This is a genomic window from Pseudobdellovibrionaceae bacterium (assembly GCA_023898385.1).
Taxonomy (GTDB): Bacteria; Bdellovibrionota; Bdellovibrionia; order Bdellovibrionales; family UBA1609.
In genome coordinates this window covers 2,614,102-2,631,772 of the sequence record CP060220.1, presented here as the reverse complement: position 1 = coordinate 2,631,772, position 17,671 = coordinate 2,614,102, and the positions used below count along the sequence as shown (strand labels likewise).

At 47.0% G+C, this 17,671-nt stretch carries 18 protein-coding genes; 5 read left to right on the top strand and 13 right to left on the bottom strand.

Translation table 11 applies throughout. The annotated features are described in order from the left end of the window. Window positions 1-2: 2 nt before the first annotated feature. The 12 genes from H6626_11985 to H6626_11930 form a co-directional block, all read right to left on the bottom strand. The gene (locus H6626_11985; protein ID USN46908.1) at window positions 3-779 is read right to left on the bottom strand and encodes a hypothetical protein; all 777 of its coding nucleotides are present in this window, start codon (window positions 777-779) and stop codon (window positions 3-5) included. Beyond that, a complete protein-coding gene (locus H6626_11980; GenBank protein USN46907.1) occupies window positions 776-1,849 on the bottom strand; it encodes a hypothetical protein in 1,074 nt (357 codons plus the stop codon). The genes H6626_11985 and H6626_11980 overlap by 4 nt, the downstream gene beginning before the upstream one ends. After that, a complete protein-coding gene (locus tag H6626_11975; GenBank protein USN46906.1) occupies window positions 1,824-2,975 on the bottom strand; it encodes a hypothetical protein in 1,152 nt (383 codons plus the stop codon). Before H6626_11975 ends, H6626_11980 begins: the two co-directional genes overlap by 26 nt. A gap of 185 nt (window positions 2,976-3,160) precedes the next feature. Then, entirely contained in the window at window positions 3,161-4,519 is a 1,359-nt protein-coding gene (gene rimO / locus H6626_11970) for a 30S ribosomal protein S12 methylthiotransferase RimO (GenBank protein USN46905.1), read from the bottom strand. Between the two features lie 3 nt (window positions 4,520-4,522). Beyond that, the gene (locus H6626_11965; GenBank protein ID USN46904.1) at window positions 4,523-5,296 is read right to left on the bottom strand and encodes an outer membrane lipoprotein carrier protein LolA; all 774 of its coding nucleotides are present in this window, start codon (window positions 5,294-5,296) and stop codon (window positions 4,523-4,525) included. 24 nt (window positions 5,297-5,320) lie between these two features. Next, window positions 5,321-5,788 (bottom strand): hypothetical protein, encoded by a 468-nt coding sequence (locus tag H6626_11960; protein USN46903.1) that lies wholly within the window; start codon window positions 5,786-5,788, stop codon window positions 5,321-5,323. A gap of 392 nt (window positions 5,789-6,180) precedes the next feature. Then, window positions 6,181-6,654 (bottom strand): 23S rRNA (pseudouridine(1915)-N(3))-methyltransferase RlmH, encoded by a 474-nt coding sequence (locus H6626_11955; GenBank protein ID USN46902.1) that lies wholly within the window; start codon window positions 6,652-6,654, stop codon window positions 6,181-6,183. Continuing rightward, window positions 6,651-7,691: a nicotinate (nicotinamide) nucleotide adenylyltransferase gene (nadD, locus tag H6626_11950; GenBank protein USN46901.1), complete on the bottom strand. Its 1,041-nt coding sequence runs from the start codon at window positions 7,689-7,691 to the stop codon at window positions 6,651-6,653. The genes H6626_11955 and nadD overlap by 4 nt, the downstream gene beginning before the upstream one ends. Further along, window positions 7,681-8,712, bottom strand: coding sequence for a GTPase ObgE (obgE, locus tag H6626_11945; protein ID USN46900.1), 1,032 nt, complete (start codon window positions 8,710-8,712; stop codon window positions 7,681-7,683). The genes nadD and obgE overlap by 11 nt, the downstream gene beginning before the upstream one ends. Window positions 8,713-8,757: 45 nt before the next feature. After that, window positions 8,758-9,024, bottom strand: coding sequence for a 50S ribosomal protein L27 (gene rpmA / locus H6626_11940; protein ID USN46899.1), 267 nt, complete (start codon window positions 9,022-9,024; stop codon window positions 8,758-8,760). 22 nt (window positions 9,025-9,046) lie between these two features. After that, on the bottom strand, window positions 9,047-9,616 hold the full coding sequence (gene rplU, locus H6626_11935; protein ID USN46898.1) for a 50S ribosomal protein L21: 570 nt from the start codon (window positions 9,614-9,616) through the stop codon (window positions 9,047-9,049). Between the two features lie 152 nt (window positions 9,617-9,768). Beyond that, window positions 9,769-11,319 (bottom strand): Rne/Rng family ribonuclease, encoded by a 1,551-nt coding sequence (locus tag H6626_11930; protein USN46897.1) that lies wholly within the window; start codon window positions 11,317-11,319, stop codon window positions 9,769-9,771. 213 nt (window positions 11,320-11,532) lie between these two features. On the opposite strand from H6626_11930, the gene H6626_11925 reads away from it, so the two are divergent. Next, window positions 11,533-12,789, top strand: coding sequence for a type IV pilus twitching motility protein PilT (locus tag H6626_11925; GenBank protein USN46896.1), 1,257 nt, complete (start codon window positions 11,533-11,535; stop codon window positions 12,787-12,789). A gap of 48 nt (window positions 12,790-12,837) precedes the next feature. On the opposite strand, the gene H6626_11920 is transcribed toward H6626_11925, so the two are convergent. Beyond that, the gene (locus H6626_11920; protein ID USN46895.1) at window positions 12,838-13,257 is read right to left on the bottom strand and encodes a hypothetical protein; all 420 of its coding nucleotides are present in this window, start codon (window positions 13,255-13,257) and stop codon (window positions 12,838-12,840) included. A 90-nt stretch (window positions 13,258-13,347) separates the two neighbouring features. On the opposite strand from H6626_11920, the gene deoC reads away from it, so the two are divergent. The 4 genes from deoC to H6626_11900 all read left to right on the top strand — a co-directional run bounded on the left by deoC (window position 13,348) and on the right by H6626_11900 (window position 17,563). Beyond that, window positions 13,348-14,043: a deoxyribose-phosphate aldolase gene (gene deoC / locus H6626_11915; GenBank protein ID USN46894.1), complete on the top strand. Its 696-nt coding sequence runs from the start codon at window positions 13,348-13,350 to the stop codon at window positions 14,041-14,043. After that, window positions 14,043-15,365, top strand: coding sequence for a thymidine phosphorylase (locus tag H6626_11910; GenBank protein USN46893.1), 1,323 nt, complete (start codon window positions 14,043-14,045; stop codon window positions 15,363-15,365). The genes deoC and H6626_11910 overlap by 1 nt, the downstream gene beginning before the upstream one ends. A gap of 15 nt (window positions 15,366-15,380) precedes the next feature. Next, on the top strand, window positions 15,381-16,199 hold the full coding sequence (locus H6626_11905) for a purine-nucleoside phosphorylase (protein USN46892.1): 819 nt from the start codon (window positions 15,381-15,383) through the stop codon (window positions 16,197-16,199). 89 nt (window positions 16,200-16,288) lie between these two features. Beyond that, the gene (locus tag H6626_11900) at window positions 16,289-17,563 is read left to right on the top strand and encodes a S8 family serine peptidase (protein USN46891.1); all 1,275 of its coding nucleotides are present in this window, start codon (window positions 16,289-16,291) and stop codon (window positions 17,561-17,563) included. Window positions 17,564-17,671 lie beyond the last annotated feature (108 nt).

Genomic DNA, 17,671 nt, shown 5'->3' with positions numbered 1-17,671 from the left:
AATCAAAGCTCGTTCAAAGACTTCGCCCCAACAAAAGGAGCCAACAAGTTTTGGGCGCGAGAATCTAGGTAGCTTAGCACTCCGCCTTCAACGTATAAGCCAAAAATCTTTGGATCTATAGGCGAGGTAAAATGGCTCGCAAAAAACATATGCTCAAAAAAACCAAAATCCCGACTGGTACTTTGGTGTTCAAGATACATTCCATCGCCATCCACTGATACTTTATAAAAGCGATTGCTCGAATTGGCCTCGACTTGTTTAAACTCAACGATCATATGACCCAATATTTCTTGATCTGTGGCTTCCACTGTCAATTCCTGACTTTGACCGACCTGGGAGTAAGTTATAACAAAGGCGTCGTCATTAATGGCTAACTCGTAATGAGAATACTTACCCAGACGAAGGTGAGAAAAATTCAGCCATTCATCGAGAGTCCACAATGTAAGATCTTGTCCTTCTCGCTGTTGACGAACTTGAATATCATGTACCCCACAAGAAATGAGCAGTTCATCCACAGCCCGATTTTGATCCCAATATCCGTGCGCCTGCACAATTCCGTATTCTTCGCCACAGCCTGTGCCAAATGTCCCCGCGGCAAAACGATCAGATAGCTCTTCTATTTTAAATGTTTCTCGAAATTCGCGAAAATCTTCTTCCAGTGGCTCAATGGTCTTCTCATACAATTCCTGAGCGCTGGGCGCCACATCAGAAAACCGATTTTCTATGCATAACGCCGATGAGGTGAACAGCGCTGCTAAAAACCCAATGAGCCACTTCATTTTTTTCTCTTATCGATAATAACAATTTCGCCCGTGTTGATGGAGTTAATCATGCTCTTGATCTGAGTTTGCACGAAGTCTATATCTGCGGGTCCGGCCACCTTTAACCGTTGATCTAAGACCACTAACTCTTTTAGGAATCGCTCATTGGCTCCACCGGATACCGAAACCGCTGTCTTCGGTAGATTTTGAGCGATAAAACCAAACAATCCCCCCAAAGTATTTCTTGTTGCTTTCAAAACCATAGAATCAAAATACAGATTGAAAGACTTCTCTGGCAGATCGTGACTGACCGTGCCCCGGTATTCAAAACGTTTTAAATTTTCGCCTTCAAAAATCACATCGAGGTTAGCCGGACTGGCAGACAATGACGATTTTGAGCGGAGTGCCACTTTGGGCCGAGCCAATTTGAAATCCAAATCATAGCTGTAGGCAGTAATCTCAATTAGGTTCTGTCGAGGCTTTGCGGTCAACTCGGCAATGGGACGATCTACAATATAAAATGTGGTTTTCATTTCTCTAGAAAGGAATGCACTTTCTACAGATCCCACGAGCTGATCAGCTGCGTCCATATATTGTACGCTCACCCATGGCCGCTCTTTTGTTGCTACAAAATCCCGCTGCCCTAAAACGAAACTGGGCAATGACAATTCCGGAGCCAAAGGTTCTTTGAATTGAATGATTTCGTAGAGAAACGGTGATCCATCGCACCCAATGTACGACAACTTAATGCGCTTTTTGCCATTATCTTGGGATACGTTGTACTCAACGGCAGCCACCACATCAGGTTGTTTCACTGATATTTCTGGACACACTTGTTCACTACCAAGATATTGATAGTCTATTTGGCCATCGTGAATGCGTGGAACATAGTTATTTGGGAGCAACGAAAGAGCCCCTTCAAACTCACCCCAAAACTGCCGCGCCACCTGTGTGACGAGTTTTTGGTAGTCACGTTCCACAACCTTAGATGAAGGGCTACTGGCCACTCCAGGTTGGCCAGCAAGCAACACAAACCCCAACAACAATACACTTTTTAGAGGCTTAGCCAGTGTATTTAAAGAAATCAAAGCCTTGTTCCTCTTCTTTTTCTTGTTGGTTTTTGTTTTTATGAACACTGTTGTCTCGGTCCAGGTCCTGACGAACGTCATCGGGGGTCTGTTTAGTTTCATGAGGAATTTCACCCTTATCCTCAGGGTCAACCTCAGCCGTCATAATCACGAGTATTCGCGCCTGCTCGCCCCCTTTACGCGATCCTGTATAGAGGCCAAAACTTCTATCATTAAAGTTGGCGTAGACAATGGCATCGTAAAGTATGCGTGGTCGGTTATTCCATAGCACCTCATACTCATTCGGTATGCGAAGTTGCCGAACACCTGTTCCGGTTTTACTGCCCTCAGTCTCTTCGGTCGTTGGAAGTAACCCCACCGATATATTTAATCCATCAATGGCCACTCTATCTGGCTCAGCAGTGTCCACATACACCACTCCCGATAACTCAAAGCCGGCTTCAGCCACCTCGGTAGAAATTGTTCCATCGCGATACCAAGTGGTCTTATCTTCAATAGTAAAAGACTTTCCACTGTAAAAAATCTTTGGCCGATCCACGAGTCGCATGGCGCGATCTTTTTCAAAGGCGGCTGAAAACACTAATCGCAACAAATTACTGGTCACATCGCCGAGGTAACTTGTTACCTTATCACCCACGGGCAAAAAGCCATCGGCCAATTTCTCAGCCCCTCCAATGTAACCTGAAATGCCAAGGCCGAACTCATTTAAAACCTCTTCAGAAACCACATACACCTGTGTGGTCAGGCGAACCTGCTTGGGCTCTATCAAGTTGTAGGTTTTATCCAAAGACACAATGACTTGTTTAAGCAAATTTCGCTGGTCAGCGTCTCGCACCCAAAAAGCCACCTCTTCTGCTTTTCCGACTCCAGCTCCGTGCCCCACCCATCCTTCATCACTGCCCAGTCGCTGATGTTGAAAACCCGTGAGCGCCTGGTTGGCCGCCTCTCTTAGGTCATTAGCGGAAAACTTGGCTGGGTTTATCAATCTGTAAACACACCTCTGGCCTATGCAGGTGACCAGATCTTCGGCCTCTTCAAGCGAAACAAGGTCTTGCTTGGCGTGTCCTTGAAATGAAAAAATAAAAACAAACAATGCGATCCAGATCGCCGGATTTAGGTGTCCCATGCCCCTCCCCAATTTGAAGTCACAGAAAAGATTTCGAGTTAACAGTCTGGGCGTACCACAGGGCCATCCACAGGAAAAGGGGCCCGGGCTCGCCGTGTAGAAATTGCCGTGTGATTGTGCCTCAGATCCAACGAACCTGAGGGCCATCTGGGCCACCAGCCACGAGATAGGGCAGACGCTTACACCTAATTGGGGGTAACAATTCGCCCCACAAGATCGTAGTCGTGGGCCTCGGTGATCTCAACCATCACTATATCTCCCACATCCGCCGTGCCGTCATTGATATAGGTGACGCCGTCGATATCTGGAGCCTGTTGCGAAGTTCGTCCTTGCAGCAACAGATCTGTCTCGTCGCTGTATCCCTCAACCATCACCGGCAGAATTTTGCCCACCAAATCTTGATGTTTCTGACGGCTAATCTGTTGCTGCAAAGCCATCAGTTCATCGTGGCGCCGTTGCTTAGTCGCTTCGTCAACCTGGTCAGCCATATCAGCGGCTTTCGTATTTTCTTCAGGTGAAAACTTAAAACACCCTACTCGATCAAATTCCGCCTCTTTCACAAACTCCAGAAGCTCCTGAAACTGCTCTTCTGTTTCACCTGGAAACCCCACAATAAACTGCGTTCGAATAACAGCATCCGGTATTTTCTTGCGAATTAGCGAAATAGCTTCTTCCACTTGCTCGCGCGTCATTCGCCTGTTCATGCTTTTCAACATTTCATTATTGATATGCTGCAAAGGCATATCAAAATAATTGCAGAGATTATCTCGAGCTTGCACAAGATTAACCAATTCCTCGTTGATTCCATCGGGGTAAAGATACAACACGCGAATCCATTGGGCACCCGACTCATCTGACAATTCCCGCAAAAGTTGAAGGGGGGACTCTTTTTCGGCGGTTTGTGATTTTTTTCTAAGATCCCATCCATAATCAGTAAAATCGTGAGATATCACTATGAGCTCTTTAACGCCTCCTGCAACCAAAAGCTTCGCTTCGCTTAGATTATTTTTTACGGTTCTCGACTGCAAATTCCCTCGTATCAGAGGAATGGCGCAAAATGCACATCGCTTTTTGCAGCCCTCGGAGATCTTTAAATAAGCTCGGTGACGAGGTTGGGAGTTCATTCGAGGCGTTGAATCTTCTTGGAGATATGTGGGGCGGTTAAAATACTGTTTAGACTCTACACCTTTTGACCTATCTTTCAAAATCGCACTGATATTTTGAAATTCACCAGAGCCAATAAATATGTCGGCCTCAGGTAGACCCTCTACCAGGTCTTTTTGATATCGCTGAGCCAAACAGCCCGCCACAATGAGGTTCTTTAGATGACCTTCACCTTTTAGTTCACTCAACTCTAATACTTTTGAAATGGATTCCCTTTTAGAGTCTTCAATAAACCCGCAGGTATTTACAATAACCGTTTCTGCTTCTTCGGGATTTTCCACCACCCGATATCCATCGTTGGCCAACGATCCTAGCATGATTTCAGTATCAACGAGATTTTTTGGACACCCTAAGCTTACAAAGTGAACTGTTTTAGCCACGAACTAATACTCCATAATTGTTATGTCTTTTGGTGGACTGTATTTAAAAAAATCTTTTGACACTGGCACATCGAAATCCACCTTTCGAAACACCCAACTTGTTTCATTTTCTAAATCATCCCAATAGCTCACTGCTAATACCTGCTTGCCCTTTTGATCCAATCGAATGGCCAGTTTTGCCACATTTCTCCATTCTTTTGGATGGATTGGCTTCAGCGAATAGGTGATCTTTTCATCGGCCACTTTTTCACCCACCAACTTAAATTCATCCCATACTTTTAAGTCTCTAAAAATAAATGCTAGTGGTGATTTAGCTCGCGACTGGGGACTTAATTTATCCACCCGCACTCGGGCCACTTGAATAGGTGGCTTTGAACCCTCTGGCAATTGGTCAACCAGCCAAATATTATTGTTATCAACGATAACTTCTGATGGATGGGGTTTATCAATTCTCAAACGCAACTGCCCCTTTGAAAACGATAGCTGGCCCTCGCTAATATTTTCTCGCTCAAGGAGAGCCATAAACACCCGCTTTTTTAACTCCATCTGTACAGATTTGGATTGGTGGTATTTGGCCAAAACCGATTTGATCTGTAGCAACCCACTTTCTGGCATGACGGCAGCATCCTCCGCGGGAGCTTTCTCGTTGGTCGGTACGATCTCTTTTTTCGCACCAAGTGGGGGTGGTATTTCCTCGACCTCTTTTAATGTGGCCGAGGCACACGAACTCAATGAAATAACTGTCAAAAATAGGCAAATCTGTGGGCTTAAAATCATATGTTGCGTTGTAGCAAAATGCGCCTACACCCGCAAGCGAGAACGCTCTGCCAGGACCCAGGCACTAAAAGGAATTTCCGGTGGCAGCACCTTTTGAGCCGCCAGGGCGGTGCTCCCCGTGGTCAATACATCATCCACAAAGATTATTTGATCCGGATTGAGCCTGTAGAGCTCTGATTGGCCACTTTCTAGGCCACTGGCGATTTTCGTTCTCTGCCTGTGAACACGAGAAGCTTTTTTTTGAGGACCAGAGGACGAAACCCGCATGAGACCGGGCCAAAGGGGCTGCCCCCAAATCCGGGAGAGTTCCCGAGCCAAGCTGTAGGCGTGATCTTTTTCTCCTCGTTTTTGAGGGGGTGACGGGACGAAGACCAATTGTTTCCTGTGTAGGTCCGGGTTTTCTTGACTGAGGCGCCAACTTAAAAGCTCGGCAAGACGAGCATTCGCCCTCTCCAACCCTCCACCCTTAAGCGCATAAATTAGATTTCCCACTACCCCTAGCTCCCCGGGCACCCACAGAAGTAGTCTGTGACAATTTAAATCCGGTGGTGCGAAGAGGGCCTGAGTTTCCCGGGTCAATCGACCTTCTAATTTGACCCAACAGTCACAGCAAAATAAATCCGTAGCACCCCAGAACCGACCACATTGAGCACACGAGCGCATCCACTCATCAAAGATCCGAATAGCTCTCTGGTATCCGGACACGCTCGGACATGGAGAGGTATTAATTTGATCACTGCACATGCTCCATTTAGAGAGCAATAACGATACCAGAGGCCTCACGCCATGAGTTCCCGTTGGCGCTAACGGGGCTATGTTATAAAGGCGGCCATAAATGAGGCAACATCTTCATCCCAGCTGTAGGTCACCTCAATAATATGGCCTTAAACATTGTGATAGGATCGATTTTTCCAAATAGTCAGCGCGCGATAAATTTGTTCGAGAGCCACTATTTGAGCCACAAAATGATTCATAGTGAGGGAAGATAGGCTCAACATCAAATTGGCCCTAGCCCTTACCTCTTTAGAAAACCCATACGGGCCACCTACTATAAAGACGGCCCGTGACTTGCCGCTTTCAACAATTTGAACCACGCGTTCAGAGAATTTAATTGAGTCTTTGGCAAGGTGGCCATCTTCAGTGAAAATCACCACGTAGTCCGAGGCCAAGAGATGGCTCAGCAAAGCCTCACCCTCCAGAGACTTTTTTATTTCTTGGCTGTCTCGCGAAAGACTTTTGGATTTAATTTCATGCAATTCAATGGGAACGAAGTGGCCTATTTTATCAACATATTCTGCAACAGCCGTTTCGGCCCACTTATTTCGGCTGCTCTTGAGAGTCACAAATTGAAACTTCACAAAACCCGATTCTCAGGTTGGCTGACCTTCATATCTCGGCCTTCTCGCCACAAATCTTCAAGACGATACTCTTGTCTTACATAATCGTAAAACAAATGAACTATCAAAGACCCATAATCGAGAACCACCCATCGCCCTTCTTTTAGGCCCTCTATTGACTGTGGAAAGATACCATATCGAGTCTTCACCTGTCTGACCACGTGTTCCGCAAGTGCCGACGTATTTCTGGTGCTGGCCCCGGATGCCACGATGGTAAATTCGGAAGGTTGTACCAGATTTCTCACGTCAAAAGCTAGAACACCTCTAGCGTTTTTCTCAAAGAGAATCTCTGCGCACACTTTAGTGAAGCGCTCAAAGTCATCAATTTTTTTTGATAGTGGTTCATAAAGATGATTGGACTCAATATATTGTTGAACAGGCTCAGGAATCGGCAGATCCTGTCGCGCTCCCGATCGAAGGCTTTTACGAATTTCAGTGGCGGAAACATCCAAATCTTCTAGCTGCACAAAAATAATCCTCCTGTCTGTGGCCAAAGGGACTTCTAATCCCTCTTGACTCATCACCAAGCCCTGAAGCCCCTTGGGATACTCAGAGATCTCTTGGGGAAACTCCGCCCCTGGCCGACTGGCTACAACTAAGTTCACCTCTTCCAGAAGCTCCTCATACTGAAACCACTGGTCGAAGTGTTCAAACTGATCTAACCCCACTATCAAATATAGCTCAGCTCCAGGAAGCTTTTCCTTAAAATACTTTACAGTATCAATAGTGTAGCTGATCCCGCCGCGTTCAATCTCAATACCTTCAACTCTGAGATTTATGGGGCTATTCTCAAATGCCACCTTGACCATCTCAAATCGCTGAAGCGGGGACGGCCCCTCGACTTTGTCGCCCAATGGGCTTTGGCTCGCGGGAATGACGTAGAGGTGATCGAGGTTCAGTTTTTCATAAACCGTTTCAATACTGTTAACGTGTCCATTGTGTAGAGGGTTAAAAGTGCCACCAAAAAGGCCTATTCGTTGCAAAACCTTATTTGTCATCTGATCCCTCAAACACTTTTTCTCCCAACTGATAGACTAGACCTTCTATGTTAGTTCCTGCCACCGCCGAAATGGGCCGAACCCGTACGCCATATGTTGCAAATTTTCCCTCTACCTCAGCCAACACGCTAGCATCAACAGCATCAATCTTATTTAGCACCACGATCTGCTCTCTCTTATAAAGAGGCTTATAAGCCGGATCACTCTCGTGAATCTCATCGTAGGCTTTCAATTCTGCATTGATATCGAAATAATCTTGATAAGGATCGCGACCTGAAAATCCGCTGGCATCAATGACGTGCAAGAATAAACGAGTTCGTTCAATGTGCCGCAAAAACTGAATACCCAGGCCAACGCCCTCGTGAGCCCCTGGAATCAGTCCCGGTATATCAGCTACAACAAAACTGCGGCCTTCAGCGACCTTAACCACGCCGAGGTTGGGTACCAGAGTGGTAAACGGATAATCTGCCACCTTGGGTTTTGCTGCCGAGATTCTTGAAATGAGTGTGGACTTTCCGGCGTTGGGATATCCAATAATTCCCACATCGGCCAACAGTTTCAACTCTAGATGCAGCTCTCGTTCTTCGCCGGGCAAACCTTTTTGCGCAACTCCGGGAGCTTGATTCACACTGGATTTATAAAAGGTATTTCCACGCCCGCCGAGGCCGCCTTTTAAAAAAATACTGTCACCTTCCTCGCTGAGGTCGACAAGTATGTCTCCATCGGGACCTTTAACCACTGTGCCTGGCGGCACCTTAATAATAAGGTCTTCCCCGTCAGGACCATCGCAATTTCTCCCCATTCCGGGACGACCATTACCGGCTTGATATTTTCGCTTAATACGCAGGTCCAACAATGAGTGCAGTCGAGAGTCCACCCGGAAGATCACATCACCTCCGCGCCCCCCATCTCCCCCATCCGGACCGCCACGAGGCGCAAGGGCTTCCTTGCGGAACGACACACAACCCGGCCCACCTTTTCCAGAAGCCACTAATATTTTTACTTCGTCTATAAATTTCATTTTGAAGGGTCGCCCGAAAGGGCGCCCTGAGATCTCTACTAGGCGTTAAGCGACAGCTTGTTCCGGATAAACACTTACGCGAAACTTACGTTTGTCTACCCGTTCAAACTTCACTCGACCATCAATCACTGAATAAATAGTATGGTCGCGACCTATTTTTACATTGTTTCCAAGGTGAAATTTCGTGCCTCGTTGTCGTACGATGATGGTTCCTGAGCGCACAGCTTGTCCACCAAATCGCTTCACGCCTAGGCGCTTACTCTTACTATCGCGACCGTTTTTCGTACTACCCGCTGCTTTTTTCGATGCCATGACAACCTCTCAATTCAATCGATTATTTGCTTGTCTTCTTCTTAGCCACTTTTTTGGCCGTCTTCTTCTTCGCTACCTTTTTCTTTGCGGCAGTTTTCTTTTTCGTCTTGCTAGCTGCTTTCTTAGCCGTTTTCTTTTTAGTAGCTGTTTTTTTCGTTGCTACCTTTTTGGGGCTCGCTGCTTTTTCTGCCTTCTTAGATTCTGCTTTCATGTTGTCACGGGCCTGTTTTGCCGCTGGATCATATACTTTGGCTGTGGAACCCGCCTCGCTCACTTGACCTTCGGGGCTTGTGATCGACTTAATGAAAAGCTCTGTATAAAGCTGTCGATGTCCCTGCATCTTGCGATACCCTTGTCGACGCTTCTTTTTGAAAATGATGATTTTTGGAGCCTTGGCTTGTTGGGTTACAACCACTCGCACCTTGGCATCTGTTACCGTGGGTTGACCAACATAAGTTTTGTCCCCACCAACCACTAAAATTTCATCTAGATCGAACTCTGAACCCAGCTCTTTCGGCAACTTTTCAACACGAACTACATCGCCCGCTTTAACCCGATACTGCTTTCCGCCGGTACGAATAATGGCGTACATTCTAAAAACCTCCAAGATCACACGTCTAAGGCCGTCATATCTGCCACGCTGCAATAGCTCCTGTCAATGCAAACGCAGCGCATAGAATACCGTGACTGCATTAATTTCATGGCCTCACAGGCCTTTTCTGGCCTTAATTTGCCAATGTTTCGTCATTCTGATGACTTTAGCTCAAATTGCTCCAGATGGAATCCCGGCTCAACCTTAAAAGCCACTGGCCGTCCCAACTTTTTCTCCAATTCCTCGAGGCTCGCCGGCTCCTCCTCATACACCCAGTCGGCCACTTCTGCATGACAGCCTACAACTAAAGGTCCCGTGGCCGCTTGCACGGCTTCTTCGCGCTCGAGAGTTCTGAATATTTCATCGGCTATGGTCGGCTTTTTCTTAATGTAGCCCTTACCTTCACAATAAGGGCATGGATCACACAAAAGAGAGACTAGGCTGGGACGAATGCGCTTTCGGGTCATTTCCACAAGGCCCAATGCCGACATGTTCACCACTTCTGTGCGGGCTCGGTCATTTACAAGTTCTTCTCGCAATACGCTTAACACCTTTTCCCGGTGAACTTCTTTTTGCATATCGATAAAATCAATAATGATAATTCCCCCGCAGTTTCGAATTCTCAACTGGTGGCACACTTCTTTTGCGGCTTCTACGTTGGTCGTAACAATAGTGTCTTCTAAATCTTTTTTACCCACATATCGGCCCGTATTGACATCAATCACCACCAGGGCCTCAGCCTCATCGATGACTAAATATCCTCCGCTTTTTAACCAAATTCGACGCCCTATCGAGCGAGAAACTTCGAGATCGATATCATACATATCAAAGAGCGGCGCGGGATCCCTATAGAGACGCACTTTCTTTTTAAAATTCGGCATAAACTGCGATACAAACCCTTGAACGCTCCGATACACCTTAGGATCATCCACAATCACGTGATCCACGGATTCGTTGAGCATATCCCGAAGAGCTCTTAACTCAACGTCGAGCTCGCTATGAATGAGTCCCAAAGTTTTTCTCTTATTGTAGGACTGTTGAATTCCCTTCCATACCAAGTGGAGAAAATCCAAATCGGACTGCAATGATTCTGCAGTGGCTCCTTCACCTGCCGTGCGGACAATAACACCACCTTTGGGCTTAGCTTTTTCAATCAGTTTTCTTAGTCGCTCACGTTCTTGTTCGTCTTCAATTCTCCGGGAAATTCCAAGATGCAATAGGGTCGGCATATATACGAGGTGCCGGCCGGGCAAGGATACATGAGTGGTTATTCTAGCGCCTTTTGTTCCCAATGGATCCTTGGCCACCTGAACCATCAAAGTTTGCCCCTCTTTAAGGAGGTCTTGAATCAACGGCATGTGTGTTTCAGCGACGGCCTCTGGGGCTTGCGTAGCACTGGGATCGAGAACTATTGGCTCTTCGGTTTTTTCCTGGTCTTCTTCTTCCATCATGACCAGATGTTTTTGCGCCTCATTGTCACTTCTGACGTCTCCCACATACAAAAATGCGGCCCGATCCAGACCTATGTCCACAAAGGCCGCCTGCATGCCCGGTAACACCCTTACGACTCGGCCTTTGTAGATGGAGCCCACTAAGGTGGGTTGAGTTTTTCTCTCCACTTTGAAGTCTACTAAGGTGCGCTCCTCGACATAAGCCACCCGCGTCTGATTGGGACGTACGTTTATCAAGATTTCAGTAGACAACAGTGTTCTCCCGTTCCAAAAAGTGGAAGCCTAAAGTACCCGATGGCCCTACATAGGGCCAGACACTGTCTTTAATTACGCAATGTGTCCTTGTGAAATTTAGCCGCACTTTTTCTCCGTCCGGACTCAACTTTAGGGGCTCAATCACCGATAGAGTAGCAAGCTAAGCCTGTGGTTCTTAGCGCTTTTGACCCTAACCGGTAGGACAAAGACATGGCTGAAATTGATGAACTGTTTAAAATCATGGTTGCGCAAAATGCTTCGGATATGCACCTAAGCTCTGGAGCCCGACCCTATTTGCGAATCCATGGTTCGATGATGCAACTTGATCACCCTCAGCTCTCGAATGAACAGGTACAAAAGCTGGTCTTTGAAATTCTCACCGACAAACAAAAAAAGAACTTCATTGAAAAATGGGAGTTAGATTGCAGCTATGCGATCAATGGTCTTGGCCGTTTTCGGGTGAATGTGTTTATGCAACGACGTGGACTTGGCGCTGTTTTTCGTGTGATTCCTGAAGATATCAAATCGGCCACCGATCTTGGTCTTCCTGAAACGCTATTGCGTCTAATTGATGTTCCGCGGGGCCTCATCTTAGTCACTGGCCCCACAGGCTCTGGTAAATCAACTACGCTAGCGGCTCTCATCAATGAAATTAATCTCACCCGCAAAGAACACATTATGACCATTGAAGATCCCATTGAATTTGTGCACCCCAACATCCAAAGTTTGGTGAATCAACGGGAAGTGAGCAGTCACACAAAATCTTTTGCAAACGCCCTGAAAGCGGCCCTGCGGGAAGATCCCGATATTATTCTTGTGGGTGAGCTTCGAGACCTTGAAACCATTCATTTAGCTATGACGGCCGCAGAAACAGGACACCTTGTGTTCGGAACACTTCACACAAATAGTGCAGCTAAAACTGTCGATCGTATTATCGATGCATTTCCGCAAGCCCAACAGGCACAGGTGCGAGTGATGCTGGCAGAAAGTTTACGTGGCGTGGTCGCACAAACGCTGTTCCCCCGAGCCGACAAACCCGGTCGGGTGGCTGCCCTTGAGATCTTGATAAATACTTTTGCGGTGGCCAACCTGATTCGTGAGGGTAAAACCTTTCAAATTCCGTCGGTTATGCAGACCAGTGCGGCTTCTGGCATGCAGACCTTCCAGACGGCACTCAAAAGATTAGTTGATGAAGGTAAGCTCACCAAAGAGGCCATGGATAACTTTTTGGGAACTTCACTGACAACAAAACAAGAAGACGCCGAAGGTGGCCATGGAACGGGGGCTGAGAAGCCTGCACACAAAGCTGGACCCAAGCCCCAAGGTCCAAGTCAACGCCCAAAACCCAATGAGGAAAGCGGACTTAAGATCACGTCTACGTCTGCATTGCCTGGTGCGGTTTCCGCATCGGCTGATCGAAATTCCATGCTAAAAAACCTGGGTTTCGGCAAGAAAAAAGCCGGTTGATTGGCGCCAGTGCCCAATTGATTTTTTACGGGCAAAACATGTTATTCGCTAAAACGTCCAGTTATAAGACAACGTCATCGGCAGAGTTTGGCTCAGGCTTTTTGACAAGTCCTCTTTGTTTGAGGGCAGGTCTCGCCAAAATCCATAGCTACTTGGTGTGCGATAAGAATCATAGTAAGGCCGTGTCGCAGTTCTGTAGGTGGTAAAGATGGTGCCACCAATCACGCCCACAGCGAAACCTATAGCAATGTTGTTAAGATGATCTTGTGGCCGACCGTAGAAACTCAAAGTGCTTAATCCCAAAACCGCCCCACCAAGACCAGAAAATATAATGACTGCCAATTGTTGGCGCGGTCCAGAGGGTTTAACATCAGACCGATTGGCCTGAGCTAAAGCGGTTTCAGAAAATATCAACATAGCTATAAGTATTGTTGATATTAATGTCCGAGATTTTATATTCCTTGCCATAGTGCAATCCTCGCTGCAAAGATCATGGGCGATTAAAATTATCATATATTACCTAATGATATTAGCCCATGGCCAACAAGGATTAATGACATGTTGCAAAACCAAAGCTCGGTGGCTCAATTAATTGATCACACTTTGCTACGGGCTGACTGCACCAGCCAAGAAATCCAGAAGTTGTGCGCGGAAGCCAAGGAGTACGGTTTTTTTTCTGTGTGCATTCATCCTTTTTTTATAGATCAGGCAAAGATTGAACTTAGCGGAAGTGCTGTGAAGATTTGCACCGTCATCGGCTTTCCGCTGGGCGCAAATTTGACCTCCACAAAGGCCACCGAATGTGAGCAGGCCCTTGCCGCTGGCGCCAATGAAGTGGATATGGTGATCAATATTTCTGCTCTAAAAGATAAGCGTGATTCCGTTATTCTTGAGGATATAAAGGGCGTCGTCACAGCAGCCAGAGGTTGCCCGGTGAAGGTTATTTTAGAAACAGCCCTACTCAACGAGCAAGAAAAGATCCTTGCCTGTGAACTGGCAAAAGAAGCTGGTGCCCAGTACGTCAAAACATCAACTGGATTTGCACGCCCGGCTCATGGCCCCGCTGGCGCAACCGTGGAGGATATTCGCCTTTTGCGAACTATCGTTGGGCCTGAAATGGGGGTCAAGGCCAGTGGCGGAATTCGCGACTTGGCCACCGCTACGGCTATGATTGCTGCTGGGGCCACGCGACTTGGCACCAGCAACAGCGTCGCCATTGTTGGAGCGACAACCCTAATTACTGGAGACTATTGATGAGCTTTATTCCTGCACAAATCATCAAAAAAAAACGTTTAGGGCAGTCTCTTTCAAATGATGAACTTAGCTTCATGATTGATGGCTTCACATCCGGTAGCATTCCTGACTATCAAATGTCGGCGTTAACCATGGCCATTTGCTTTCAGGGCATGGATCTTTCTGAGACCGCATGGTTGACCAGGATCATGCGAGACTCTGGAAAGACCATGGATTTTTCCCAACTTGGAATGCCCACAGTCGATAAGCACAGCACCGGCGGGGTCGGAGATAAAACTTCACTCATCATTGCTGGAATCATTGAGGCTGCTGAAGGCTTAGCCATGCCTATGGTCGCCGGCCGAGGCCTTGGCCACACAGGTGGAACTCTTGATAAACTGGTCAGCATACCCGGTTTTTCAGTAGACATGAGTCTTGAACAGTTTCAAAAAAATATAAATAAATTTCGCGTAGCTATTATGGGACAAACAAAAGAACTTTGCCCGGCTGACCGAAAATTGTATGCCCTTCGCGATGTCACGGCCACGGTGGAAAGCTTACCATTAATCTGTGCCAGTATTATGTCAAAAAAATTAGCGGAAGACTTAAACGGCTTGGTACTTGACGTTAAGTTTGGCTCTGGCGCATTTATGAAAACAAAAAATGAGGCTCGAAGCTTAGCCGAGCTTCTAAAAATGACTGGCGAAAAAAACGGTCTTCGAGTTACAGCCGTACTGAGTGACATGAGTCAGCCACTTGGCCGATTTGTTGGCAATTCTCTTGAAGTCCAAGAGTGTCTGGATATTTTATCCAACAAACAATGTGTTCACGATGGTGTAGACTATTACGAAACCACACGGGAGCTTAGTTTAAGATTGTCGGGACATCTCCTCTACCTTGGTGGTCGCAGCGATTCACCCGTCGAGGGATACAATTTAAGTACAGAATTATTAGAATCGGGCCTTGCAGTTAAAGCTTTTGAAGCCCTTTGCCAACGACAAGGGGCTACTTTGCCCATTCAACTTCCACAAGCCAAACACCAGTGGCCAGTTCAAGCCCCCCGGCAAGGGTATATTAAAGCTATGGATTGTGAATCCATTGGATATATTTCTGTGCAACTGGGGGCCGGCCGCCTCAAATCGTCTGACGAAATTGACCCCGCAGTAGGTATCGAAGTGAATAGCCGAATTGGCCAAAGAGTAGAGAAAGGAACTCCCTTATTTTTTGTCCACTCCAACCAAAATGACGACATAAATGGGGCCATGAAAAAGCTGCAAGACTGCATTATTTGGAGCGATAAGCCTGAGCCAGCTCCACCAATTGTATCTGATATTTTGCAATAAACAGGGGGTATAACAATGACCGTAATTGAGCAGTTAACTAAATCTGCGGAGTACATCTTTGAACAAGTGAATTTTCGTCCAAGAGTGGCCGTAACACTAGGATCGGGCCTTTCGGCTTTTGCAGAAACCATTGAAGTGGAAGCGGCAATTCCCTATTCTCAAATTCCTCACCTGCTTCCGACCACCGTGGAAGGTCACCCTGGACAGATGGTGTTGGGTCACTTAAACGGCGTGCCTGTTGCCCTTCTTCAGGGGCGAATTCACCTCTATGAAGGACACGACGTCGGGCAAGTGGTGTACCCTACCCGGCTTTTAAAACAACTGGGCGCTGAAATTCTAGTTCTGACTAACGCCGCCGGTGGTCTCGACCCTAAAATGCAGCCTGGCGATTTTATGATCATAAGGGATCACATCAATCTCACCGGAACCAACCCACTTCTTGGCCCAAACATTGAAGCCATTGGCCCACGCTTTCCAGACATGTCCACTGTCTACGACAAACAACTTTCAGAAAAACTGACAACAATTATGCGCAACAATGGTCTGCGATACTTTGAAGGAACGTACTGTGGCGTTTTGGGCCCCTCCTATGAAACGCCCGCTGAGGTGAGTTATTTGCAAAAAATCGGTGGTCAAGCTGTGGGAATGAGCACTGTGGCCGAAGCCATTGCGGCTCGCCATGCGGGATTGCGCATTTGTGGTTTAAGTTGCATTACAAATCTTGCCTCGGGAATAAGTCAGCAACAAATCACCCATGATGAAGTCAAAGAAGTCGCCCGCCGCGTAGAAAATGACTTTAATACCATTCTAAAGGGCCTCATTGTTGAACTCTAGGCCTAGGACTATTCCCGCGCGATCATGGTCTAGTTTTTCTAACCTCAAACCCCCAATTTGCCGATCTTCTCTAAAAGGACGGTCGGTGCATGGAAGTCACTCGTACATCTCAATTTTTTCTCATAGCTACGGTTATTATTTTTCTGTCTGCCTGCGGACAAACCCAAACCGAGGAAGTCTTTCCCCTCGAATCTCAGTCTTGCCTTGAACAGTCAATTCCACATGAGTATCTGGTCTCTTGGAAAACTGGAGAACTTACCGTAGAGCAAGGTGAAGATCGCCAGTCGTTTATTAATAACTTTGTAAGTCCAAATCTAGATCGAATAGAGCATATTGAAAGTCACAAACGGATACAAATTGAAACCGGAGACACACAAGACTATTCGTTCACCGCTGGAGAAATCGATAACTGGGGAGCCCGTACCACCGGTGCCAGTGAAGCTTGGAAACGTGGCTTCAAAGGTGAAGGCGTCATTGTGGCTGTCGTAGATTCTGGAGTCGACAGAACCCACAATCAACTGGCCGGCCAAATTTATTCTAATCCTGGTGAAACAGGTTTAGACGACAACGGGATTGATAAAAGGCAAAATGGGATTGACGACGATAACAATGGATATATCGATGATTATGCTGGATATGATTTCACCAGCGATAGCGGCGAAGTCGAAGACACCAGCTCACACGGAACTCACGTAGCGGGAATCATTGCGGCCCACCACAACGATACAGAAATTTCCACTGAACATGTGCAGGGTGTGGCGCCAGAGGCCACATTATTACCCATCGACTTTATTGGCCCTGCCGGCGGAACCACCGCTGACGCGGTCTTGGCTATCGATTATGCCGTTAAAATGGGGGCCAAGGTGATCAATGCCAGTTGGGGCGGAGGACCGTGCTCAACAACTTTAGGGCAAAGAATTCGTCAGCTTGAAAACGACGATGTGCTTTTTATAAACGCCGCGGGCAATGGCCAGCCGGGCAGAAACATTGACGAGTATATAGAATACCCCGCTTCGTTCAATCTCGCGCCTCAAATCACAGTGGGATCCATCACTTCATACGGAGGCATGGCCCGCCACTCCAATTATGGCGACCGAAATGTGCACCTTTTTGCACCTGGCTTTGCCATCTATAGCACCGTACCCGAGCAAGGAGTGCGGGCATTGACCGGCACGAGCATGGCTACTCCTTTTGTATCTGGCGCTGCAGCATTATTGTGGAGCTTCAAACCCTCCCTTTCGGCCAAAGAGGTAAAACAAATCTTGATGACCTCTGTCAAAATGGATCCCGATTACCACAACCAAACCCATGGCACGCTCAATATTTCTGAAGCTTTAGCCCTCGCCGAATCCTTTTTGCCTTAACAGCCCCGCTTTGATGCGGCGCTTTATTTCAGCGCACAATTCTTTGAACGGCGAATACCCAAAAACGCTGTTTTTTCCCTCCATTACGGCTTTTTTGAAGTGATTATC

Excerpts from the sequence above, each read along its gene's own strand:
- deoC (USN46894.1), top strand. The coding sequence starts at position 13,348 with ATGTTGCAAAACCAAAGCTCGGTGGCTCAATTAATTGATCACACTTTG.
- rplU (USN46898.1), bottom strand. The coding sequence starts at position 9,616 with ATGTACGCCATTATTCGTACCGGCGGAAAGCAGTATCGGGTTAAAGCG.
- H6626_11985 (USN46908.1), bottom strand. The coding sequence starts at position 779 with ATGAAGTGGCTCATTGGGTTTTTAGCAGCGCTGTTCACCTCATCGGCG.
- H6626_11900 (USN46891.1), top strand. The coding sequence starts at position 16,289 with ATGGAAGTCACTCGTACATCTCAATTTTTTCTCATAGCTACGGTTATT.
- H6626_11925 (USN46896.1), top strand. The coding sequence starts at position 11,533 with ATGGCTGAAATTGATGAACTGTTTAAAATCATGGTTGCGCAAAATGCT.
- H6626_11905 (USN46892.1), top strand. The coding sequence starts at position 15,381 with ATGACCGTAATTGAGCAGTTAACTAAATCTGCGGAGTACATCTTTGAA.
- H6626_11975 (USN46906.1), bottom strand. The coding sequence starts at position 2,975 with ATGGGACACCTAAATCCGGCGATCTGGATCGCATTGTTTGTTTTTATT.
- H6626_11920 (USN46895.1), bottom strand. The coding sequence starts at position 13,257 with ATGGCAAGGAATATAAAATCTCGGACATTAATATCAACAATACTTATA.
- nadD (USN46901.1), bottom strand. The coding sequence starts at position 7,691 with ATGACAAATAAGGTTTTGCAACGAATAGGCCTTTTTGGTGGCACTTTT.
- H6626_11965 (USN46904.1), bottom strand. The coding sequence starts at position 5,296 with ATGATTTTAAGCCCACAGATTTGCCTATTTTTGACAGTTATTTCATTG.
- obgE (USN46900.1), bottom strand. The coding sequence starts at position 8,712 with ATGAAATTTATAGACGAAGTAAAAATATTAGTGGCTTCTGGAAAAGGT.
- H6626_11910 (USN46893.1), top strand. The coding sequence starts at position 14,043 with ATGAGCTTTATTCCTGCACAAATCATCAAAAAAAAACGTTTAGGGCAG.
- rpmA (USN46899.1), bottom strand. The coding sequence starts at position 9,024 with ATGGCATCGAAAAAAGCAGCGGGTAGTACGAAAAACGGTCGCGATAGT.